This window comes from Flavobacterium sp. WG21 (assembly GCF_000335775.1).
GTDB lineage: Bacteria > Bacteroidota > Bacteroidia > Flavobacteriales > Flavobacteriaceae > Flavobacterium > Flavobacterium tructae.
The window spans coordinates 100270-124603 of sequence record NZ_AMYW01000009.1; the positions used below are offsets into that span (position 1 = coordinate 100270).

The following is a 24334-nucleotide window of genomic DNA, read 5'->3' on the forward strand; positions in this document are numbered from 1 at the left end:
CATTTTTTCTAATAAAATTAAATTAGAATCTTTTGATGAACTCCATCATGTCCCCGATGGTTTTTATATCTTCTTTTTGAGTATTACCAAGTCCTCTCTCCTTTTCAATATGCAATAAACTGATTAACATCGCTTTTTGCAATCCGTTTAATGGATCACTGCTGGTATCAAGCTCAGGAAGCAGGTCCTCCAATTTCATTTCCCAGGGGATATCAGGCCACTCTGTTCTCTTCTGGCTCGAAAAAACTTCTGTAAAAGGCCGGATTTTAGCATCTTTATCCCTATCGGTTAACGGATCCAGTCCCCACTTCTGGCAGACCGTTTTTATAAATGAAGTATGTTCAAACTGTCCGTTGATTATGGTATTGGGCTGAATATACGAAGACACCATTATCATAGGAACACGCACACCCAAACGATCAAAAGTAAAATCGCACTCACCTTTCATACCGGCAACAGGCGGCACTGTCTCCGGCGGACTTACATGGTCATAACAACCACCATGTTCGTCATGAGTAATGATAAAAAGTATTTTATCTCTTTTAGGACTATTCTTGATAGCAGTATATACCTCTCGTATCAATTCATCCCCTAATTTTACGGTGCCAACAGTTAAGGCATGATTTACTGCGGATGGATGTTGATCGTTGTGTTTGTGAAGAAACTGCGGTTCTACAAAGGAATATTGTGGCAGGGTTCCAAATTCTAAATCTACAAAAAAGTCAAGATGTCCGTGAGTATTGTATTTTCCTTCTCCAAAACCATTCACAATATTGGTCAGGCTTAAAGGTGCAATAGGTGAATAGACTTTCCAGGAGACATCCTTTTCATTCATGCGTTCAAAAATAGTTGGAAGCGACCAAACCTCTTTGATCCACGAATCCATATCATGCAAGTCAGCATCAATTCCGGGAAGTCCGCTCCCATCCTCACCAAGAGGATTAATCACTTTACCTCCTGAACTGGCAGCATGCCAAAAAGCCCTATTGCAGTAAGTCTGACTCGGTACTGAACAATACCAATGATCAAAAACCGCAAATTCCTTAGCCAAAGTTGCCATTGCCGGAATCTGATCGGGCTGAAAACACTGCATGATTACCTCATACTGTTCGTATGTGGGGCTGTCAATACGATAGGTTGCCCTCAGATTACTTTCGTAATCGTTGACAAAACCATTCATACCAGCCTTAGGAGGCACAGGATTAGGCAGATTGTAAGGTTTTGTCATTAAATAATCAGATAAACCGACATTAGACGAAGGCTCAATGTTGTTAAAAAGCTGCGTATTTACATGTGGATACTCTTCACCTGGATCCGGATAAGGTGTCTGGTAATTTGCAGCCCGTGAAGGTGAAATACTTTTATTCCCTAAAGTATTAGTCACTCTTGGGGGTATCGGATTGGCATAATCAATTTCCGGATTATAAAGTCCGTCAAAAGACTTATTTGTCGGCACTTCCTCTTTTTCATAGAGATATCCTAAAAGATTGTCGAACGAACGGTTTTCCAGCATTAAAACTACGATATGCTCAAAAGTTCCTAACCCATCAAATTGACTTTGATTTTCCATTTTTCTGTTTTTTTTCAGTTCTAATGTAAGAAAATAAAAACAAATAATACTTGAGTAGTTTTACGCATTTTGTGAATTTCGATTGAAATCTATAAGCAAACGTTCTTACCAAATACCCAATTTTAGTATCACTTGGGTTTCTTTTAATTAAATTATATAGTCAACTATATAGTTATGAATATTTTTTATTACTTTAGTTCTAAATAATAAAACACATGAATTCAGATTTTTTAAAAAATTTAGGGTACAAAGCATTGGATTCCAGGATGAAAAGAATCAGTGATAAAATATCTTATAGTGTCAAGAAATTCTACAAAGAAAACAACATCGAAATTGAACCACATTGGTATCTGATTTTTATGCTTCTACGGGATAAAGGAAAACTGTCCATTGCTGAAATAGCCGATAGTCTGGGATACGCGCATCCCACTCTCGTTATGACTGTAAAAAATATGAGTTCAAAAGGTTATTTAATTGTAGAAAAAGATCAGCAGGACAAAAGAAAACAAATGGTTTCTCTCTCTGAAAAATCAATTCATTCTCTGCCGCAATTTGAATTGATATGGAACAGCTGTGAGGCTACTATATTAAGTGTATTGGATCACGATTTAGGTATTCTTAAATATCTGGACGAGATCGATGAAGCTCTGGATAAAACCACATTTTACTACAGATTTAAACAAGAATATTCAAAAGCAATTTTAAAAACCTAAAAATGAAACATCTAATCATCATTCTATTATCGATATTCTGCTTTTCAGGATATGCCAAAGAAACTAAAATTATTGTCAGAGCTAAAGCAAAGGATGCCAAATTTATTGGCAGTTCTTTGGGCGGTGCTTATGTAATCGTAAGAAATAAAACCAATAACAGTATACTGGCGGAAGGAAAAACAAGCGGAAGTACGGGAAACACAGATTTGATCATGAAGTTTCCTAAAGAAAGAAATACGGTCATTACAGACGATGCAACAGCAAAATTTACGGCTTCTATAGATATTGAGGAACCAACCTTTGTGAGCATTGAAGTACATTCTCCTTATAACAACAAACAGGCACAGACTTTAGTAAGTACTGAAATTTGGTTAATTCCGGGCAAAGACATACTGGGTGACGGAATCATTTTAGAAATTCCCGGATTTATTATTGATATTTTAAAACCCAGAACCCATCAGTACATTGCTTTAAAATCAATAAGCGACAAACCTTTTCAAATACAGGCAAATATTGTCATGATGTGCGGCTGTATCATTGAAAAAGGCGGTATTTGGGATTCAGATAAAATAGAAACAAAAGCAATAATTCATAAAGATGGAAAACTGCTTCATGAAGTTAATCTAAAGTTAGTTTCAACCAATTTACTGGAAGGCGATTTGTTGATTTCACAACCGGGAAACTACCAAATAACCGTGTATGCTTATGATTCAAAAACAGGAAATACTGGTATTGACAAAGTAAACTATGTGGTATTTTAACTAAAACCATAATCCGTTGGGTATAATTAATAAAAGGCTCACTTAAGATATAGTGGTCTCTGTGCGCTTTAAACAACAAACCCCGCTGAAAAATGAGCGGGGTTTAGTTTTTTTTTATGATCTAGCAATTCAAGATTAAGATAATTCCTGTAAATAATAAATATTTTCAATATCCAACTTACAGAAAATATTATTGTAAACTGTCCATTTTTTTTAAACTTTTCTATATAGTCCAGGTATTTTCTTAAACCCTTTTAAATCTTACATTTCAGGTTTTACCTCTAATCTTTCTAAAAAATTAGTAAAGTTATCTCCTATGAGATAGGTATTTTGATATTTTATATTCTCTTCAAAGCTCCTTCCTTCCGATTCTTCTTCGTAATCTTCTTCGTCCCATTCATTTTCATGATCCCAAAATAAAATATTAGAATAATTATTCTCTGTTAATCTTATTAATATCAAATTCCCTAATCCATCACCCCCTATTGGTAAACATTTTTTAGGAATTCTATCCTGATACATATTTAGATTTTTAAAGATATCTTTTGGTGAATTTTCAACTTTTCCGAAAAAAGAGTCCACATAAGAACCTTTAAACACAAAATTTGGAATCCCCAATATTTCATCATGGATATAAATTGCTTCAGTGTTCAATGGTTTGAAAAACACAGATTCATTAAACCCTTTTAATCCATAATCTTTAAGATAAGATTTATAATCATCCGGTAAGTGTGAGTCTATCGATTTTTCTATACTTGCTATATCTTCATTGTCTAATACAGCATTAGAAATATTCTTTATATTTCTTAAGCCTCCTAATGCTTCAAAAATTTCTTCCATATTATTTTTTAATTTATTAATTACACCTTAGTACCGCCGCACTCCCCGTATGTCTTACACCACCGTGCAAACTTGAAGGAACCAATTGAACACTATCTCCTTGAAAATGGTGAGGTATTAATCCTTCGTCAGATAACCAATTCTTAGCGGCCGTTTGATTTTTAAACTCTTCAGGATATAACTCAGCCATTTTTTTATGAATTAATGGCATATCAGTTTCATGAACTCCTGTCATATTTGGGACATCAAAACTTCTTTCCGAATAACTACCAAAATCTGGTGTTCCCTTAGAGAATGGAACCTTATCATCTGCACCAATTCCTAAATCACTTGGATTATTAGGTATAAAATCTGAATGACCTGCCTCACCAGACCAAGTACCATTCTTTGGCAATCTCCAGCCTTTAGGCTTAGGTGTACCTGGCTCCCAAGGCATTAATCCAAATAGATCGGTATAACTATTTGTGTTATTTACGTAACTATAAAGCTTCGAACCTCCAGATAACCTTATGGGATCCTGTGAAATATATCCACCAGTATCTGGAGAATAATACCTAAACCTGTTATAATAAAGCCCAGTTTCTCCATCCTCATACTGCCCCAACTGTCTAAAAGGAATAAAGCTTCGATCTCCTTTCAGATTGCGCAAATCCCCATAAATATCGTAATCAGTCTCCCAAACTACATCTCCTTTCTCATTATAAACCTGCACAGGTCTTCCAATATAATCATTGATGATAGAATACTTCTTTTCTCCTACAATCTTGGCAATTGGTACAAATGAACCTTCCTGATACACCCATGTGATTAAATTCTCAATCGGTTCTGGTTTATCATACACTAACTCATCGTTTTCAACAATGAGTTTAGGTCTTTCGCTTAGGTCGTACTTCCATTCGTGAATAAGAACGTTTCCATCCCAAACATAACGATTTATTTTTTGGTTTGCAATTTTTGCCGTACGCCTTCCTAATGCATCGTACTCAAAATGTACTTTCTTTCCATCAGGATTAGTTACACTTTCTAATCTTCCATTTGCCTGCCAGTTGTAGGTGGTATCTCCATCCTGCCATCGCTGGTGTTCTTGCTGTAATCTGGTTTCTTCGGTTTTGTTGCCCGCCAGTTTATCGATCCAGTTGGTTGGTTCTTCGAATCTTAGCTCTTCATTGATATTTCTGGAACTTTTATGTACCAAGTTGCCCAGTTCGTCGTATTTGTAATGGTACTTTTCATCCTGTAACAGCTTACCGCCTTTACCGTACTTACGATCACTGCGATCTGGAGTTTTATAAAGGTTTCCTACTGCATCAGGAGTTTTGTAAAGCTGCTCTTTACCATTATAATCGGCCTTCGCCAAATTACCAAAATCATCATAATCAAAGTAGGTGATATTGGAGGTCATTTGGTTTACCGCACTGCGCAATTGCTGATTGGTATCCCAGTTGTAATATCGTGATCCGGTGCGTTTGCCATTGGCAAATACTTCCTGCTCCTTTTGTTTTCCGTTGTTGTTGTAACTAGTTTTGATGTGGAGTCCGCCTGTGGTAAATCGCTCTATTTCTCTTCCCAGTTCATCTCGTTTCAGAGTAGTTTCCCACTTCTGATGTTGTTCTTTAAGCTCGTTGCTTTGGGCTTCTATGCGCTCCAACTGTCCTTTTGAATCGTAATGAGTATTGATCTCTGCTCCTAATGAGCTATTTATATCTATACGCTGCCCCAATTTGTTATAAGTCGAGGTAAGGATAATGGCGTTATCATTTTTGTCTAGCTGTTGTTTCTGGGTTTCTTTTACGATACGCCCCATTTCATCACGCTCAAAAAATATGCTTATGTTTTGATTTACGGCCTCTGTTAAAAGTCCGTTTTTGTTGTAGCTATAAGCTTCCCAACTTCCATCTTGATAATTGACTCTGGTTATGCGTCCTAAGACGTCTTGTTCATATTCGGTAAATCTGCCATTACCATGGTCGATTCTGGTGACTTCTCCAGAGAGATTACGCTGGTACTTTTTCACCATACCGTCAAAAGCGGTTTCTTTTACAATTTGTCCAGCTTTGTTTCGGGAAAAATAGTAGACTTCATTATCTTCGTTTTTGATGCCTTGTAGCTGCTCCATTTTGTCGTAATCAAAACGCACTTTTACACCATTTTGCTCACGCGTAGCAAGGCTTCCCATTGGGGTGTAACTAAACTTAATATTATTCTTATTGTCTTTTAAAGCTATTACATCATCATAATTGTTGTACGTGAATTGTATGACATTGCTGTCTTTTTCAACAATTTGTCTTACGCGATCCAATGCATCGTAGCTAAAATAATCAGCCATTTGCATTGGGGTGTAAATCGTCTGTACGCGCCCACGATGGTCGTACTCCCATGATTTTAACTTTTCACTATTCTCACGCAATTCTATCAGGTTGAATTGATCGTCATAAATCAATTCAAGTTTATTGTTGTTTTTGGCTACTGTCGCCAATAATCCATTATCGTGATAACTAAAATGGGTAGTGGTTTTATCCGGAGCGATAATCGTTTTGAGCTGATCCGGTCTGTCTTCTTTGTACAGATAAACCGTTTTGTTCCCTTCCGGATCTATAGCAATTGATGGACGATCCTCCTCATCATAAATCATGATTTCTTCTGTTCCATCCGGATAAACGGTACCGGTTGTATTCCCTCTGTCATCGTAATTAAATCCTAGTATACGTCCTTCGGGGTCAATCTCCCGATAGAGTTCCATAAACTCGGTGTAGTCGTAAAAGGTACTGTTCCCCATTGGATCTTTTACCTGTGTAACCAATTGACTTGGTTCATAATAATAAGTAGTTACGGCCAGATTAGCATCCGTTACTAAGTTGTAACCTTCCTCCGGGTGGTATTCCAGCCATCCTTCCTGCCATCCGCCATCACCCCAGGTATGTGTACAACGATTTTCATTATCGTATTCCCAATAAAAAGTTTGTCCGTTTCGATCTGTTTTCTCTACCATCAAATGGTTCTCGTAAGTGATCACAGTAGCTTTTCGAAGCGCATCGATAATAGCACTAATGTTACCGTCCTGATCGTACTCGTAGGCTACCAAAAGCTCGTCTTCTTCCGGTCCAACAAGTTCTAACTTCTGAATAAATCCGTCCTTAGTACTTACTTTGATCTCTCTGCCAGCTGCATCGATTATTTTTTTCAAACGGTTTGCTGTAAATTCAAAAATGATGAAAAGTCCGTTTGGATTGTTTATTTTTGTAAGCTGATATTTTTTACCATTAAAAAGGGTAAACTCATACAAGAGTTTACTTTTATGTTCATAGGCAGTATAACCTTCTAGTGTTCTTTTCAGGGTTATTTTTTCCTGACGTAAATAAAATTCTTCTTCGGGCAACAGCATTGGAAAAGCCACAACTCGTCCGTCATCCATACGAAGTCCAAGGGCATCGTCTTCTGGGTACAACTCTACCGCTCTGTCGTATACGCAATGCACACCATGACCCAGCCATCCTACATATTGGGAGTCTGAATACCAACTGCGTTCCCAGTTTAAAGGAATCGGACTGGCGAGTTCGAAATCGCTTCCTTCATAAATCACGGCGCCATTAATAAGGTTAACGGGTTCGAATCCTGCTTTACACAATAATCGACTAAGTTTATTAGGGCCTATCGCTCCTTTAAGAAGTTTATTGAATGCTTTTTTTCCGACTTTCATCAAGGTACTAAAACCAATACTAGCTAATAAGCCTGTAAGGACTCCTCCCCAATCGGGAGGATAGGGTCCACCAACCATTACGGGTTTCCCCGTTGGGATAGGCAATGAAAACGAGGTTGGGGCAAAAAGGGTTGGGGCAAACGGTAGCATCTTCTTGCCTATTTTGGTTTTCCCTAAAGACATCGATAGGGGGATGCCGATATCATTACAGGTCATTAGCATATGTCCTTTGGGACTCATCCTCGTACCGTCTGAAAAAACGGTTTGTGAGGCGAAAAAATTCATACTTTCATGGCCTATGATGGGTGTCATAAGCCAGGGTGGTGTAAAAAGGGGAATATGTACCAACGGAATTATGATCCCGCTGGTATCTGAGTTTCCACGTTTAAAACCATTTACATGCACAGTGGCACCTAAAAACGGAACGTAATCAAAAGGATCCATCACAATACCTATATAAGGATGAAACGGGTTAAATGGAGGCAGGGTAGTAAAATGGATGTCTATCCCCACCACAATGGTCAAATGATTATCGGTTAGTAACATAATTAATAGGTGTTGCTTAATTGATATTCCTCTTGTATCTGTTTGGCTATTTGCTTTGGATTGTCGTTCCAGTTTTCTCCAAAAATGAGTACCATTCGTTTAAAAACAGCTTCTTTTTCTGAATATCCAATTTTAGGATCACTCTCTAAATAACTGTCAGCAATAAAAGTAAAGTTGACAATTTTAAGGGTTTCGTCGGTTAGTGCGTATCCATACTCAAAAGCATCATTTAAAATTTCGGTATATCGACTGCCTTTTTTCTTGGCAGCCAGCAGTAATGCATAATTGTACCCGTTGATCACCTGCATTTCCTGATTTATTTCCTTAGCAATTGCTACTTGTTTTAAAAAATAATCAATCGCAGTATCTGTATTTCCAATAATACTATGATGCGAACCTTTGTAAACTAATAGCTGCATTAAAATTCCCGCGACATCATCTTTCTCTTTATAAAACGGAGTCGTAATTTTTATTCCTTTATCCAATAGCTCATGAATAAGCTCCTTCTCGTCTTTAAATTGGAATAAAAAGCTGGCATAGATCAAATAAGACGAAGCCCAAAAGCTGGTTTCTCCGGTGCTTTTACTAATGTCGATAAGTTCATTCCCCAGTTTTTTTACTTTCTCCTGCTTTTTATTTTTTGCTGCCTCACCAATTTCAAACAAACATTTTCGGTAGCGTACCTGTGGATCATTTGGATTTCCTTGTGTAGCTATTTCTTTGTAAGCTTTGTTTATTTCCTGATTTGGAATTTCTATGATGGTTCCGTTTTCCTTTGCTGCAAAAACTACATCGCGATACTGCTGTCTTTCCTGATAATCCAAAAACAGAAAACCTATATTTTCCGGCAATAAAACGGCCAGTTCATTGAGACTTTCGGTCAACAAATCGGCATTGCTAACTTTTTTGATTAATAAACTTACGATCAAAAGATTTCCTGTTTTTGCTTCAAATTCTTTAAAACTAATGAGCATTTTGATGTAGAATTCCTTCAGACTTTCAATACTAAGGTGATTAATTTCCGGAAGTACTTCTTTAAAAGTGGCAAAATCTTTCCAATTCCAATTGGGATTTTTTTTCAGATCTTCTTCAAAAGTTACAATCCATTGCTCTATGATCGTGCTGTAAAAATCTTTTTTATCATCAAAATCAACAACAAAAGCAACAAACGAATCTTCGGATTTACCATAAGCGGAAGATTCTAAGTGAATGAAAGCATCCAATAAAGGAAAATCATCCTTAAAACAAACCATACTGAATACTTTAGCTTTTGGCTTTTCTTTTCGGGTTTTGTTCCAGATTTTCTGAATGTTCTCGACTCTTACAGCGATAGGATTGTGCGTATTATGCATTTTTAAATTCTAATTTAAGTTCACCACTCCACCTTTAACATTGGTCATTGTTTTACCGTCTATGTCAACAACCTTTCCTTCTGCCAAAATGGTATTTTTACCTTTTATATTGATACTTGGCGCTTCATTACCGATTTGAGTGTCACTTTTCACACTCACCTCATCCGTACCAACAGCAACTATTTTTTTACTGTCGACATTGACCTCATTTATACCATTTATATTTACCTTTTCATCAGCAAGAATGTTAATTTCTTTAGACAAAACGTCTATTTTGTTTGGAGCATAAATGGTCATGGTCCCGTCACCGTTAAGTTTTACCATATTACCACTTGGGTCTGTTGCGGTAAAACTATTATCTCCTTCATCTAAAACTAAAGAAGTACCACCTCTGGTCGCAAAACTCCTTTTGTTGTTATCCTGGCCACCGCCTCCACCACTTTTTCCATGAAATACACTTCCCAAAATGAAAGGTCTGTTTGGATCTCCATAACGGAAATGAACCATAACATGATCCCCTACATCCGGAATAAATACCATTCCTCTGTTACTTGCTACTTTTCCGCTGCTTCCTGCATCCGGAGTTAGAACACGAAGCCAGGCCGTTTTCATAGAAGTACCTTGCTGCCAAAGCATTTGCACTCTAATTCTTCCTTTGTTTTTAGGATCTGTATTGCTTTCTACCAGAGCTTGCTGTGTTTGTGCTATTGGATAAGCTACATCAGGTTCCGGAAGACTCAATACTTTTGAAGGTATCGCTCTGAAGTTATTTTCGTATTCTCCTAAATGGGTCGCATAGTGGCTAATTTCGGTAATAATATAGGAGCCTACTTCTTGTGTTATCATACTTTCGTTTTCTAAAACACTAGATTTTATGTTGACTATGCTTCCTATTTTTAATTTGGTATTTTTAGTAGTTGCCGAAACGTAATTGGTATCGGCAGCAGCGCTTTCCTGTTTCTTTTTTAAGAAAGATTCTAAAACCAAATCGTCGCCTGTACTCACTATCCCGTGTGTAAATGCCGGTGTTGCAAATACCTCTTTTGAAGTAGCAAAAGCTTCATTGCCTAATTTTGGCAAACCGCCTACCGTGTCTTTCGATTTTGCGGTATAACGTTTGTCAGCGCTTTCGTTATAAGTAAAAGCACTAAATTTATTTGGTACCGCCTGTACGGATATTTTTAGTTTTGAGATATCACTATTGTAGGTCAGAGAAATCGGCTTGTCGAAACTTTTAGGTTTACCGAAGATTAACTTCTCTCCATCATAATACAACCATTCATTGTATTGTTTTGCCAATCGCTGAATGAACTGAAAATCGGTTTCAAGGTATTGATTCTGATAGTCCATTTTGCTGGAATATTCAGGGTTTACCTCATTTTGTAACTGCTCCGCTGCTCCATTTTTTATGGCTTCTTTAACGATATCTTTTAAATTCATTTCTTCCCAGGAATGCAGCTTTTCACCGGACTCCAGCAAGATGGTCTTTGAATAACCCGATACGACAATATGGTTACCCGAATGTCCCATTTCCTGATCAAAATCGATATTGGTCACTACTCCTAAAAAGTTGTTTTTGTCTTCAAGCATGATGTGTACCACTTTACCCAGCCAGGCCTGAGCATTTTCAAGAGTGTAAGCCAAAGGACTTTCGACAACGGCATGGGGAACACGAATTTCAAATCGATGGTGATCGTTTATCACTTGTACCAATTCTATACTGGTAAAATGACTTATTCTCTTGGAATCTATTCCAAAAATTATGGTTTGTGGTATCATTATTTTAATCTTTTTAGTTAGTACTAACTATTTATGTCTATCGGATCAGTGTGGTGTTATTTAATTTTTATAAATCTTGTATCGATTATTATATTTAAGGAATGTTATTATTATCGGTATTTAAAAACTTCAACAATGTCTCGTTGTTCTCTAACATTTCGGGGGTTAAATTCAACTCTTTAGTGCCTTGATGCGTAATTAAATTTTTACCAATTTTGTAATAATGAACGGTTGTTTTTCCTTCATAATTTAAGCTGTTCGCGCTTATAATTATGTTGTTTTTTTCATTAAAATAAAAAGAATTAATCCCGGTAGTAATGATATCAGATCTTTGTTTGAACTGATAATTAATTTCTTTTTTATTAACTAAATCAATTGCAATCAGATTTATTCTATTATTTACCTCATTCAGGGGCAATAAAAGAATATGATTGTTTGTGATGTAAACGTTTGTCGATTTATCATTGGCAATAAGACCATTTATGGGAAATACATTATCGAATCGATTTGGATATGCGATTCTAATAATGTTATGTCTCCCCTGGTTCACATAAATACTATCTTTATAATATTTAATGGTATATAAAAGTCCCTTTCGGTCTTTAACTTCTAAACTGTCAATTTCAAATTTTACCTGTTCCTTCTTAATTTCATTTATCGAAATAACATTTTCTTTATTCTTCGAATTACATCCAAGAAAAACAAAAAAAGTTAAGATTATAAGTAATTTAAGTTCGCTAGTTAATTTCATTTGAAACGGTGTTAAATTTTTCGTTCTGAATCACCAACTGTCTTTTTTCTTCTTCCAGTGTACTTTTTACGGGATCAGTAAACAAAAGTGAATTGCCTGTCAGGATTGTATTTATTTCCTTTAACCTTTCTTTATTAGCCTCTATTTGAAAGTCTAAACTATTTTTGAAACGCTTCTTTACTCCGCCTATTTGTTTGAGCAGATGCTCTCCATAATGATTAGCACCACTGCTGTCCATATCAGCATTATAGGCGTACTTTCCTCCATGTCTTTCTTTGGCTGTAGGATAATATGTTCCGGTATTAAAAGCCTTATCAATGTCATCTGCGGTTATGGTGTCATTTTTTATTATACTGGAAAAATGGCTCCAGTTTTTGTCAATTTTGTTAAAATAATCCGTTAAAGCGGCCTGATAACCACCCAAATTGGAGTAATCTTTAACGGTACCATGACTGGTACTTCTTTTAAAGGGTTTTCCCATAACTCCAAATAAGTTATAGTCCCCATGTTTTATTGCAGATGCTCCATATCCACTTTCTAAACTTGCCTGTGCCAATACCAATAATGCTCCTTGGGAGGATGCACCTTTTGCTTTTGCAAAATCATATATTTCGACTGCAATTGTGGTTAAAAACTGATGGTGAACCGGTTTTTCTTTTTTAGGTGGTGCACTTATAGCTTTAGCTTTAACATCTTCGGCTACACGATTACCTTGCGGGCTTCTTCTTTGCATCATTGCACCCACTTTATCCGTATTTTCCCACTGACCTGTTTGTCTATTATACTGAGGTCCTTTGACACCTAATGAACTGGCGTTCTTATGTTTTCCTGAAGATGAAGATTTAGCCATGAGATTGTTTATTTAGATTGAGATACCTCAATAGTCATAAAACAATATCTCTTTTGGGGATTTATTTCGTAGGTTACTTTTTGTGGTATCATTGGGGTTTGGGGGTTATTTTATTAAGAAGGCATCCCTATTAAAATTGCTTTAATATAAAATCCCTTAGAAAAAGTATATTTTAGAAATACACTTATCTACTGCATAAAAAGAAAAAATTATTTCAACTTTCAGATAATGGAACTAAAAACAGTACGAGCGAAAATCTTTTTCTAAGATATTCCTTCAACTGAACCGCTAAATTTAAGGGTTAAAAATCAGTATCTTTTTATTTTTAAGAAAACAAGAAGCGATATCGTATCGCTTCTTGTTTCACCAACTAGCTAAAATTAGATTTTAGCCCAGTTGTTATCTAATGTAGCATTACCTAATGTAATTTTCTCTGCAGAGAATGTAATCTCAGTAGTCATTGGAGTTTCAGCCAAAGCGTCTAACTGCTCGCTAAAGAATACAATAAAAGCATTTTCAAAAGAAAGTTCTTTCATTACTTGCTCAGAGTCAGCTTTGAAAAATTTTACTTTTCCGCTTACTGGTTTGTGTTGACTGTTTACCGCTTGTTCGATAACTGTAGTGTTGTCTGTAGATTTAACTCTTAAGTTTAATCTTCCTCCTTTAATTTCAGAAGAAACAGCTCCTTTACCGTCAGTATGTCTTAACATATCAACTTTTGAAAATAATACTTGGTACTCGTTTCCTTCGAATTCTAAAACTGCTTTAAATGCCATAATAAAAAATTTAAGTTGTTAAAAATTGTTTTTTAGAATCCTCTTTCCTTTTGTATGACTAGTATGAACAAAAAAAAGAGGTATTCTACATGATTTTAGAATACCTCTTTTTGTACTAACGTACTTATTATAATTGCTTCTTGTAGGAAGATGAGGGTGATTCGCAATCAATATTTGTACGAATATACAAATACAATTTTGAAAAACAAGTTAATTCGTAATCTTTTTCATAGAAATAAAGAAAAAATATTGCTTTAAGCCAATCCAAAATGTAAGAATCCAGTATTTACGGGGGCTGACAGAAAATTCATCTTTTTCTTCTACAACCAAAATAGTTGTATAAAAAAAATCTTACCGGACTCTTTCTTATTTTTTCAGTACTTTTTTTATGAATTTATCCCCTTCTTTAGATTCGTAAAAAGCAAAACAGTTACAAAAAAACAATACCACTATAAAAAACTATTCCTTCTTTTATTTTTTTTATTTAGTCAATAATCTCTTTTTGAATACCGGCACGATATAGCTTTCAATTTCTCTCCATTCAAAATGAACACTAAACTCTTCATATCCACTGTTCCTATAATTTTTAGTATCAAAAATTGAAAAATAAAAGTCCGGAACGCTTTTACTTTTATCTATGATTATTCTAAAATTTAATAAATCACTTGGTTTTAATGGTAAATTAATGTCCTGATCTTTTAATTTTTTTCTAATTTTTTTTAACAGTCCAGGTTTATCTACAAATAAATCTACTCCAACTCGTTTACCATTATTCAGATCAAAACAATAATACTGAATTGCTTCCCACGGTGATCCATAAGATTGAATTCCGATCGAAAAACTAACGATCTTATTTTTATCATAGTAAATTTCATAATGTTCAAATCCCGAATTTGACTCTCGTAAAGTATTGTTCAAAATACGTTTAGAGAGCGTATCTTTATTCATTCTGATTCTATCCTCAGGCCTACCAACAAAAGATTTATCAAATATTTCGTAAGTATTCTGCGTAATTGCATATACTTTATTATTTATCTTTTCATTATTCGGATTGATTTTTAACTCTTCAATTATCAAAAAGCCAGAATCTACAAATACTGAATCTTTTAAAATTTTAAGGCTCTGACTATGTAGTGAAATTGAAAAAAAAAAAAAACTATAAATTTGTTTGTCATTTCTTTTTAGATTTTGTCTCTTCTTTTGACTGAGAGTACTAAATTTTATGCATTAGCAATATAACTAATAGCGATAATTTCATTTTAGTTCCATTGGAATTTTTGCTTGTTCTTGTTCATTTCTAAGCATTTTTCTAAAGAATATTTATTCGGAGACAATGAAAACATTCTTTGCTTTCTTTATACTTAAACAATTCATTAAAATCTAAAGTATCATTAACTATCTTTTTGCTAGTATTTTGTGAACAAATAAATCCAAACCTTTGGATTCATAAAAAGCAAAACAATTACAAAGAACAATATTTCTGTCTCCTGTCTCAAAGTGCAAATTATTTTTCTGAGAATAATACAAACCAGTTACTGCAATAGCATAATCTATTACTTTATTTTTAAGCTCATCATCTTCTAAAAAATTACCGTTTATTGAAATTTGAACTCCTGAAGCATCTTTATAAGTGTTATAAAAGGTTGAATCAATTTTTTGATAATTGTAGCTTAAACATTTATTAAAAGCATATTTTTTTATTTCTGCTACTTTATTCTGCCCTATTGCTTTTGTAAAAATTAAAAGCACAAATAACAATAAATAGTTATTCTTTTTTATTTTAATTCCCATAACTTTATTTCATCTGTTTGTATAACAATATTTTTCTTCTTGATAGGATGATAGGCTTCATATTTCATATTAAAATAATAAAGCTCACTAGAAGGATCATCATGACGTGGATCTCCGGGATATATTAAGTTTTTACCATCCCACAAAGTAAAATGCCCTGAAGCATTTCCCCATCCTGAAACTTTAAACATAACAATTCCTTTCAGTTTACTGAGCTTACTCCAATCTGTCGTTGACAAACCAACTTTTATTTCGCCTAAATTAGCTCTCTTAAGTGTTACATCAAACTCAGGAGCCCCTAAATGGTCTTCTAAATATTTTCCCAATTCTTTTACTCTATACCAATAATAGTTTTTTGTCACTCCCGTACTTGTTCCTACATGTACCCCACCGCTAGAACCTTTTTCTCTATATTTTGAATTATCTTTTGGAAGTTTGAAACCACTTAAATTTAACCCTCTACTCATCCTAAAAGAACAAGTGTTTTCCCAATCTTCGGGTGCTTTTTTGTATAAATCTATTAAACCATTACCTATATCATTATAAAGTTTAACTGTATCTACCGATGTGTTTGGATAATTCTTTATCATATCATCCCATTTTGGTCTTGTGGCTGCTACTACCCTTGCCTGAACACCCCCAACACTAGCTACAATATTACGTTGCATTAATTCTATTGGAATTATCTTTTCAAAATCCATAATTTTTCTTACTTGCTTTATTTTCGTTTTTTGTTCCTCCTTAATTATCTGTTTCTAATAAATTTAGAGTATAGTCTTTTAGGACCTTTTCAAAAATTACAGTATCACTTTTACCAACAGTTCCTGTAAGATTTAATTCAGTTAAATTATCCGTTAACGGTTTCCCATCTTCACTTTTTATAGATACTATGACACTCTCCCCTTCTTTATAATTCAAGGTCTTTACAACCAAATTCATGTCTACATAAAATCTCGACTTTTTAGCTAATTTGGTGTCATTATACGTCCAGTAAAGTTCTACAATTCTTTTTTCTAAATCTGGCACTGGCGCAGCTGTAGTATCAATCTTTTCTGGTGCATTGCGTTGCGCAGAGTCTGTGATTTTAATATCGACTCCTCCATAATTGCATTTAATTGTACTTTTAAGAAGTAATGGAAATTTTTCCTGAAAATACACTGTTCCCACATCTTTCCAGTCGGCAAGCTGCATTACTGAAGCGCATGGACTTGAACTCTGCGGGCTTTTTTTGCAGTTGCCTTTAAAGATTACACTTTTTTTGTCTTTCTCGACAATCGTTGCTACTTTTTTGTCTTGTATAGTAGGGGTGTCAAAATTTACTTTTAAGTCGCCCTCCGGAACGGTACATAAGTCACATTTTAGTTTGGCTCCGTCGATAACAAATTTTAAGCCATCCTCGGCTTCCTCTTTTTCCTCGCGTTCTTTTCGTTTTTGAGTATTATCTGGTTTTGCCATTAGAGTGATGTTTTATTAATGTTATACAAAATGCTCAATCTTTCTTTTTCTATTTCTAATGTTGCCAATTCTATCTGATGTTCTCTGTACTCTAAAGTACCATCATATTTTATGCTATCTGTCTCTGTACTCTCTTCAAAAGGTTTTCCTGATACAAAGTAGGTGTCCAATTTTTCATCTTTTGGATGAATCTGTTCGAACATTACAATACTCCCACAATCTATTAATTTTTTTTGCCGCTCAATAGGAGATGGGTTTCGATATAAACTAAAAAAAATACAAACCAAACATTTTATAATCGGAGAAGAAGGTTATCATTTTTTGCTCGTCTTCTACCGAACTGCTAATATCCTGCAGGTACGATTCTACAACAAAACCAACATTATCTATGGCCAATTTGGCACGAACAATTTCCCATCGCTTTCCCAGTTCCTCAAAGTTTACTATTTTGATTATTTTGCCATAGTTATTTACTTCTACTTCAACTTCGTCAAAAGCAGCTCCTATTCTTTTGAGAAAAATAATATTCTCTGTAGATAAATTACTTGTGATTTCGATCTCGGAAAGAAATAACTGAAACAACTTATCATTTCCGTTATCTTTGTATCTTGTGATAGCAATCTTTCGGGTGTAATTTATTTTTTTTATCTTTTTTGGATTCGAGAAATCTGTTGTTACCGTTTCAAATACAAACTCATTTATTTTATCAAGCTGAGGGAATACAACATCGTAATCTAAATAGGTCATCCTTTAATGTATTTTTCTTTTTCTGCCTTCATTGGGCTGCATCCCGAACCAATCTCTTGTTGAGGACCAATGCAGGTATTCATTCCTTAACTTTCTCAACATGGTTTGCGAACTGTAACCAACAACAGTAACACCTTCTATATCAATTACTTTCATTTCAGGTTCTTTTTGCGGCATTTTAAGCTTCTCAAAGTCTAATTTAGGTTTATATTGCTCTACCCGTAAATTGTCGACTGCTATCTTGAGCTCTTCGAATTCATAATTATGAGTTTTGAGTTTTTGCTCTATATCCAACATTTCAGCATCTCGTCTCTCCTTTTCTATCCTTTCCAGTCTTTTTTGTTCGATTACTTCGTCACTGATGAAATCCCATTCTTTCACCTCGTTGGTTTCATCCAAGGCGTAAGGTGTTAAATAGCTTTCTACATCTGTTAGAAAATCATCTAATGGAAATTTCACAGCTGTTTCTTCTACAAAATACTCCTTCATTTCAGTACTTCTGGCATACGTTTCCATAAAGTGCAGCGGAATATAACTATACTCTTTTTTGACTCCTTCATACTGATCTTCGGTGCCTTCTATTTTTTTTCCACGGGTGCCTGTAAGTTTACTATAAGGCGGAAAACTCCATTGAATTTTCGTTTCAATTTGATCTTCTTTATACCAATACTGTCTAATCAGGTCTCTTCTTAGTGCTTCTAACCCCATTTTATCATCAAAAAAACCATTTGGAAAAACAGAAACATAATGTCTGTCTTTCATCTGAGTTCCGATTTCATCGACAACTTCTTTCTCGGTCATGTAAGCTCCACCTATATCGCAATGTACTCCCGGAAAATTTTTTTCGATGTATCTGCCGGGAATTTGATTGATTCGGGTAAGAGCAAAATTTTGACGATGTTCGTCTTTTGCTGTAAAGTGTACTACTTTTTGACAGTATAAATTATTCAGATGCAGCTCGGCAATATCATCATTAAAATGTGTTGACCAGGCTTCTTTTATGAGTTTGCCTCCTTCGTCTTTCACATTTCCATAATCGTCATAATGATCCCGAACACCATTCTCCTCAAAATAAGACGAAACGGTATCATATATCCCCACAAACCGGACAACAATCTCTACATTTTTCAAATCATCAAAATCAAGGCTGGTTTTTTTTAGCAAACTGTATCCTAAATGCCCCATCTTAGGGAGCTGATCTCTTATTAAATAACTGTTGTCTATCTCGTAATTATCGACATCTACAAAGGCATTTCGCATTTTTTGTATGCGTACACTACCGGATTCCGAATAGGGTCTTTCAATATATTCTACTCCACAAGGGATTTGTTTTTTCACTGCATTTGCGTAACCACTATCATGGTTTACCTCGTAGACCAGATTTCTGGACGTAGCAGCACCTCGGCTGAATCCAAATACATCAAGTGTGATTTGAGCAAGTTTTGTCGCATCATCACTCTCTGCCATCTTCTCTGCTACTTTATCGGCAATTTGCTCACAAGCGTTACGCACTCTGGCACGTATACCTGTTTGTCCCGAACCAAAGGCAAAACCGTCTGTACTGTCGCGCATGAGGTGATCTGTTCCCATACCCGGTACATAAATGGCGTATTTTTTTTGTTCACAACATTGCCACATACGTGCCACATTGGTGTAATCGTTACTATAGCTGTTATCTGTTCCCATACGATCCAGACCAAACTCATTTAAAGGGACTCTATAGGAGGCAACGAGATATTTGTCTCTTTCATCAATAGCTTTAAACTCCGCTTCCTCAGCAGGCGTTTTATTTTTCTTGGAAAGAAGTTCTTCTATCCGTCCTTTATTCTTTATTTTTTTATATTTTTTTTCGTCTTCACTTTCCAGCGTCGCATTATCTTTTGAATAATCAATATTTCCCTCTGCATCTTTACCTCGGCTATGCTTGTTACGCATATCGGTATTCGTCTTATTATTGAGTGTGCCGTCTATAAAAATTCCAAAAGTCACTCGTAGGTCTTCTTTTTTTATATCATCGGCCGCTGCTCCTGTATTGTATACAAATGTTTTTCCCATAACAATGATTCTGTTTTGTATATTCTTTTAGTAAATACGATTCGAAAACTGGTGTTTTTTTGTACAAGACTAATTCTGATAAGTAGTGAATTTCACTGGTAATTCTTTTCCGTTTCCTTTAAGTGTAATAGTACAGGAATTATAGGATTTACCAATTTTCACCTGCATTTCTATGGGTGCTCCTGGCTTTAGTTTTTCAATATCTCTAAAAGTTTCGCGAACTTCCTCATCTTTAAATATCAACTCTAAATAACTGGTTTCTCCATCCCCTTTACTGTAATCAAAACTTATTTTGGAAGGTGCCGCATTTTCCTGAAGCGGTAGATTCATCTCTTTTTTTTCAGCAAGAGACTGCCCCAAAGTGTGACTCAAAAAATAAATTTTATCCGGCATCTTTTCTCCCTCGGGAAACGTAAAAACAGGATGCCAATTGTATTTGTATTCTCTTGTCACTATGCTTGACTCAAAAACGTTTGTTTTACTTTTTTTCAATGGTATAACAACTGTACCGTTTTTTAGTGTGGCTCCCAAATAATCACTACCCGGGTTTATTTTAACTTCTAAATCAATATTTGCTTCAGGATTCTTTTTACGCAACTCTTTGAAGGCATCAAAAATTTCTTTCTCATCAAAAATAAATGAACCACTATAACCCTGTCCGTTTTTATCCCACCAGCGAATTCCTAAACTTCTTGGGATTGCTCTTTCCTGATACTCATTTTTGGCAAATTCTTTTTCTAACAGCGTTTCGCGTTCTCCATTAAATAAGGCAAATGACAATTCATCCTGTACCTTTCCTTCCCTCACGAATACTGCAGTAGGGCGCCAGTTGTATTTTATGCGGTAACTGTCCCAAAGTCCGTAAGGTATGGGTTTGTTTTTATTTGCTTCCTGAACCTCAGGTGCTATAATTTTCGGATTTTTTAAAGTTCGTTCTCTGTCAGCAGGATCAAACAACAAGCGTTCATGACTGTCCAAAGAAGCTATTTCTTTAGCACTTATCTCTGTCTTTTTTCCTTGATAGCGTCCAATTTCTACATCTTTCTGTCCGCCTTTCAACCAGACTACTACTACACCGCCAGGGGCAAAACCTACTGTAATGTACTTGTAAGTTGTCATTACTTTTCCCTTTTTTTGGACGTTGCTCTGAAAGCCTTCATTGAAGAGTTTTACCATTTTAGGATAGTCCAACTCTGTATCGATATGATACATCACATCTTCAACATACGAATACCACGTACAGTTAAGTCTTTGCGGAATTGGTTTTTCGCCCTGACTCATTCCTGAGGAATTTTCTCCCCAATCTCCTATACCTGTGGTTGTTCCAAAACCGTATATACTGGTTGTACTGTTGGGCTCTTCGTTTACACCATTTGATACTAACGGGCCTTCAAGCCAGCCTCTATAGACTTGTATTGGGTATCCTGAAGGACAGCTTAAACCTTCCTGCCATTTAAAATTTGTTTCCATATTAGTAAGGGGGGCTTTTATTGCGGAGCTATTAACCTTTTTATCGGTTTGCTTTTTCTCCTGGCAAGAGCTTGTTAACGTATTTGTTATAAGAAATAATAGTAAATAAAGGGCTATTTTCTTCATGCTTTTTAAGTTTTATGCATACTGGTACTGTCTTAACGAACTACTTGTAAATATATCAAAAGTAAGATACATCTCATGTTTTTTCTTTAACTAAACCTGTTTCCAAATGCTTTACATAGTTGTCAACTCTTTATTCTATCCTAGTTATGATAAGAATGTTTTATCTAGTTTTCAATTCCATTTTTATTAAAATACTCCCTAAAAGTTTTTTTAAAATTAGATAAGTTTTGAATTCCTGATTGTATTATTTTCTCTTTACTATAAATTTCATACTTTCCATTTCCGGTCTCTTTTCCTGTCCAGACAATTCCGGATTCAATCTTTCCGGATTCATTCGTTTTTAAATAGGTAATTATCGGAGGGGCAAATTTCTCAGCATAACTTCTTAAATAGATTCTGTAAAGAGCATCTTCTTTGGAAAAAAAAGTTGCTATTGAATTAAAAGCGGAATCTAAATTTTCAGCATTTGCAACATGATTTAAACTATTAAAAAGCTTTATCAGATTTTGGTCAAAATTTTCATCGAGATCGTTGAGATCAAAGCGGCTTATAGAACTCTTTATTTTATTATTTACAAGAAAACTATAGATGCTGTTACTTTTAGGTAACTGATCGATATTCAAATTTATAGCTTCAAAATAACCTACTATTTTCTTGTTATAAAATAGTTCACTTATTTGCAGCTGATCTTTAAAATATATCTTAATAACAGCAGCTGATTTTTCTCCATTATTCACTGTAATGGTATCTTTTTCTTTAGTAAAACTGAAGATGTTTCCATAATTGACCGCGTACATTTCTACAATAAAACTTTCCAGTTTCCCGTCAATATACTTTTTTGATAATGTACCGCCTTCTATTTCTGCTTTTTGTACCTCTTCTGCTTGTCCAAAAGAGGATACATTTGCCAATAGAAAAATAAAAAATAAGAGTTGCTTCATTCTGATTTGATATTACGATTACGTTTTCTTTGCCTGTACCGTTTTGTTGCAATTAGGATAAATTATTGCTAGTGTTCTCGTGCTATCCTTTATTTACTTTGGCATCAATGGCACCCAGTACTTTTGAGATTCCCGAACTTTTTATCAAAATATCTCCTCCTATGGCTTTGTGAGTTGTTGTGGCTGTAGTTTTACTCAAATTACCATTGATCTTTACGGTTTTATCACCTGATACTTTTTGCTCGTACATATTTGTAATAAGTTTGTAGAGTTCTGTAATATCGACTGTACTGCTTTTTCCAACTTTTAAGCTGTTGTTACCGTCGATAGTGGTTTTCTTATTACCGCCTACCCCTACAGTCATATTTTTACCAACGGTAATATCCAGATTATCACCAACATTGATGGTCATGTTTTTAGGTGCATTTACAGTAATATTACCTTCACCATCCAAATAAACACTGTTGTCTGACGGGTCCTTTATCAGAATACTTTTCTGCTTATCATCGAAAGTGATGGTACTTCCGCAGCGGGTAAAGAAACTTTTAATATGATTGTCCAGCTTACCGCCTTCGCCTGTTTTTCCGTTAAAAATACTGCCGATTACATACGGTCTGTTAGGATCATTGTAACGAAAACTAACCATTACATGATCACCTACCTCCGGTATCGTAACCCATCCGCGATTTTTATTTACCACATCGCTCGTTCCGGCATTAGGAGTTAATACATACAGCCAGGGTGTACGGGACTGCTGTTTCTTTTGCCATAATAATTCTACACGAACTCTTCCATTACCACTAGGATCATCATTGGCCACAACCACGGCTCTTTGTTCCTGTGCTATTGGCATGCCTACCTGAGGTTCGGGAAGTTTTTTTATTTTAGCCGGAAGTGCTCTGAAACTATTTTCGTACTCTCCAATTTCAGTAGCTTTATGTGTAATTTCGGTAATAATATAAGTACCTATTTCATTCGATTCAAATTGCGTCTTATTTGTGCTCAATCCTTTTTGAAGAACCTCTGATTTATCTAATATTTGCTGAGATTCGATATTAATTATAGAGCCGATTCTTAGTTTTGGATTTGAGCTTGTTGCCGAAATGTAGTTTCCTTCTGCAGCTATACTCTCCTGTTTCCTTTTGAGAATACTCTCAAAATATACATCATCTCCGGTACTAAATTGTCCGAACTCGTAAGAAGCTGTACTGTATAATTTTTTGGAAGCTTCGAAGGCATCTTTTCCTAATTTCGGTAATCCCTCTACGATGCTGTCATCTGTTTGTGCCTGATAAAGCTGATCGATATTTTCATTATAAGTATAACCGCTGTACTGATGGGGTTTTGCTTCTACCGATATACTTAAATTAAACAGGTCTTTGTTGTAAATTAATTTTATGGGAGAGCTTTCTTGTTGTGGTTTTCCAAAGAAAAGTTTTTCTCCGTCATAAAATAACCATTCGTTATATTGTTTGGCTAATCTCTGGATATACTTAAAATCCGATTCCAGATATTGCGTTTGATATTCTATTTTAGAAGTAAATTCGGGCTCGATTTCATATTGCAGCTGTTCTCCTGCAGCAGTTTGTATGAGATCGTGCACCATATCTTTCAAATTGAGATTTTCCCAGGAATGCAACTTTTGACCGTAGTCTAACAAAATAGTTTTAGAATATCCTGAAATAACAATTTGACTGCCTACATGTCCCAATTCTTGTTGATAGCGAACGTTTGTTATAATTCCCAGAAAATTATTATTACCGCTTAGCCTGATGTGCAGCACTTTTCCAAGACATTCCTGGGCGCTTTCCATCGTATAGGCCCGAGGTCGTTCTATAACAGAATGTGGAATACTTATTGAAAACTCATGGTGAGCATTAATGGTTTGCTTTAAATCGATTTTAGTAAAATGAGAAATTTCTTTGCCGTCTATACCAAAGATTATTTTAGGAATGACCATAAATCTGTCTAGTTTTAAGTTTAATTCTTTAAAATTTTTAACTTAAACAGAGTATAGTCAAAGCCCTTTATTTTAAAGTTCTTCGCGCCGAATTCAATTTTAAGCTAAAAGATGTCATATTCTGAAAATAAAAAAACAAGAAGCAGTACGTAAC

Annotated in this window: 20 protein-coding genes; 2 read left to right on the forward strand and 18 right to left on the reverse strand. The window is 35.2% G+C overall.

Translation table 11 applies throughout. From position 1 onward, the window contains the following. Positions 1 to 22: 22 nt before the first annotated feature. Complete coding sequence (locus C245_RS22850) at positions 23 to 1570, reverse strand: alkaline phosphatase family protein (protein ID WP_017496341.1); 1548 nt, start codon at positions 1568 to 1570, stop codon at positions 23 to 25. Positions 1571 to 1785: 215 nt separating this feature from the next. On the opposite strand from C245_RS22850, the gene C245_RS0109400 reads away from it, so the two are divergent. After that, positions 1786 to 2283: a MarR family winged helix-turn-helix transcriptional regulator gene (locus C245_RS0109400; protein ID WP_017496342.1), complete on the forward strand. Its 498-nt coding sequence runs from the start codon at positions 1786 to 1788 to the stop codon at positions 2281 to 2283. A 2-nt stretch (positions 2284 to 2285) separates the two neighbouring features. After that, positions 2286 to 3044 carry a hypothetical protein gene (locus tag C245_RS0109405; protein WP_017496343.1) on the forward strand — a complete coding sequence of 253 codons (759 nt, stop codon included), beginning with the start codon at positions 2286 to 2288 and terminating at the stop codon, positions 3042 to 3044. A gap of 261 nt (positions 3045 to 3305) precedes the next feature. Here C245_RS0109405 and C245_RS0109410 read toward each other — a convergent pair whose 3' ends face one another. The 17 genes from C245_RS0109410 to C245_RS0109490 all read right to left on the reverse strand — a co-directional run bounded on the left by C245_RS0109410 (position 3306) and on the right by C245_RS0109490 (position 24180). Beyond that, on the reverse strand, positions 3306 to 3884 hold the full coding sequence (locus tag C245_RS0109410) for an SMI1/KNR4 family protein (RefSeq protein ID WP_017496344.1): 579 nt from the start codon (positions 3882 to 3884) through the stop codon (positions 3306 to 3308). 16 nt (positions 3885 to 3900) lie between these two features. After that, positions 3901 to 8127 carry a DUF6531 domain-containing protein gene (locus tag C245_RS0109415; protein WP_081603527.1) on the reverse strand — a complete coding sequence of 1409 codons (4227 nt, stop codon included), beginning with the start codon at positions 8125 to 8127 and terminating at the stop codon, positions 3901 to 3903. Positions 8128 to 8129: 2 nt separating this feature from the next. Further along, positions 8130 to 9479: a hypothetical protein gene (locus C245_RS0109420; protein ID WP_017496346.1), complete on the reverse strand. Its 1350-nt coding sequence runs from the start codon at positions 9477 to 9479 to the stop codon at positions 8130 to 8132. Between the two features lie 9 nt (positions 9480 to 9488). Further along, the gene (locus tag C245_RS0109425; RefSeq protein ID WP_017496347.1) at positions 9489 to 11258 is read right to left on the reverse strand and encodes a type VI secretion system Vgr family protein; all 1770 of its coding nucleotides are present in this window, start codon (positions 11256 to 11258) and stop codon (positions 9489 to 9491) included. 94 nt (positions 11259 to 11352) lie between these two features. Beyond that, a complete protein-coding gene (locus tag C245_RS0109430; RefSeq protein ID WP_017496348.1) occupies positions 11353 to 12009 on the reverse strand; it encodes a hypothetical protein in 657 nt (218 codons plus the stop codon). Then, positions 11996 to 12859 carry a glucosaminidase domain-containing protein gene (locus C245_RS0109435; protein ID WP_017496349.1) on the reverse strand — a complete coding sequence of 288 codons (864 nt, stop codon included), beginning with the start codon at positions 12857 to 12859 and terminating at the stop codon, positions 11996 to 11998. The genes C245_RS0109430 and C245_RS0109435 overlap by 14 nt, the downstream gene beginning before the upstream one ends. 380 nt (positions 12860 to 13239) lie before the next feature. Then, positions 13240 to 13635, reverse strand: coding sequence for a type VI secretion system tube protein TssD (tssD, locus tag C245_RS0109440; protein ID WP_017496350.1), 396 nt, complete (start codon positions 13633 to 13635; stop codon positions 13240 to 13242). A gap of 480 nt (positions 13636 to 14115) precedes the next feature. Next, on the reverse strand, positions 14116 to 14712 hold the full coding sequence (locus tag C245_RS0109445; RefSeq protein ID WP_017496351.1) for a hypothetical protein: 597 nt from the start codon (positions 14710 to 14712) through the stop codon (positions 14116 to 14118). 318 nt (positions 14713 to 15030) lie between these two features. Beyond that, the gene (locus tag C245_RS0109450; protein ID WP_017496352.1) at positions 15031 to 15426 is read right to left on the reverse strand and encodes a hypothetical protein; all 396 of its coding nucleotides are present in this window, start codon (positions 15424 to 15426) and stop codon (positions 15031 to 15033) included. Further along, positions 15411 to 16127 (reverse strand): T6SS effector amidase Tae4 family protein, encoded by a 717-nt coding sequence (locus C245_RS22855; protein WP_198288044.1) that lies wholly within the window; start codon positions 16125 to 16127, stop codon positions 15411 to 15413. Before C245_RS22855 ends, C245_RS0109450 begins: the two co-directional genes overlap by 16 nt. A gap of 40 nt (positions 16128 to 16167) precedes the next feature. After that, positions 16168 to 16881, reverse strand: a complete 714-nt coding sequence (locus tag C245_RS23665; protein WP_017496354.1) for a DUF4280 domain-containing protein — start codon at positions 16879 to 16881, stop codon at positions 16168 to 16170. Further along, positions 16881 to 17051, reverse strand: a complete 171-nt coding sequence (locus C245_RS0109465; protein ID WP_157495806.1) for a hypothetical protein — start codon at positions 17049 to 17051, stop codon at positions 16881 to 16883. The genes C245_RS23665 and C245_RS0109465 overlap by 1 nt, the downstream gene beginning before the upstream one ends. 97 nt (positions 17052 to 17148) lie before the next feature. Further along, a complete protein-coding gene (locus C245_RS0109470) occupies positions 17149 to 17628 on the reverse strand; it encodes a hypothetical protein (RefSeq protein WP_017496356.1) in 480 nt (159 codons plus the stop codon). A gap of 3 nt (positions 17629 to 17631) precedes the next feature. Then, positions 17632 to 19683, reverse strand: coding sequence for a phospholipase effector Tle1 domain-containing protein (locus C245_RS0109475; protein ID WP_017496357.1), 2052 nt, complete (start codon positions 19681 to 19683; stop codon positions 17632 to 17634). A 69-nt stretch (positions 19684 to 19752) separates the two neighbouring features. After that, positions 19753 to 21279 (reverse strand): DUF2931 family protein, encoded by a 1527-nt coding sequence (locus C245_RS0109480; RefSeq protein ID WP_081603528.1) that lies wholly within the window; start codon positions 21277 to 21279, stop codon positions 19753 to 19755. A gap of 164 nt (positions 21280 to 21443) precedes the next feature. Beyond that, positions 21444 to 22220 carry a hypothetical protein gene (locus C245_RS0109485; RefSeq protein WP_026109972.1) on the reverse strand — a complete coding sequence of 259 codons (777 nt, stop codon included), beginning with the start codon at positions 22218 to 22220 and terminating at the stop codon, positions 21444 to 21446. Positions 22221 to 22302: 82 nt separating this feature from the next. Next, positions 22303 to 24180: a type VI secretion system Vgr family protein gene (locus C245_RS0109490; RefSeq protein WP_017496360.1), complete on the reverse strand. Its 1878-nt coding sequence runs from the start codon at positions 24178 to 24180 to the stop codon at positions 22303 to 22305. Positions 24181 to 24334 lie beyond the last annotated feature (154 nt).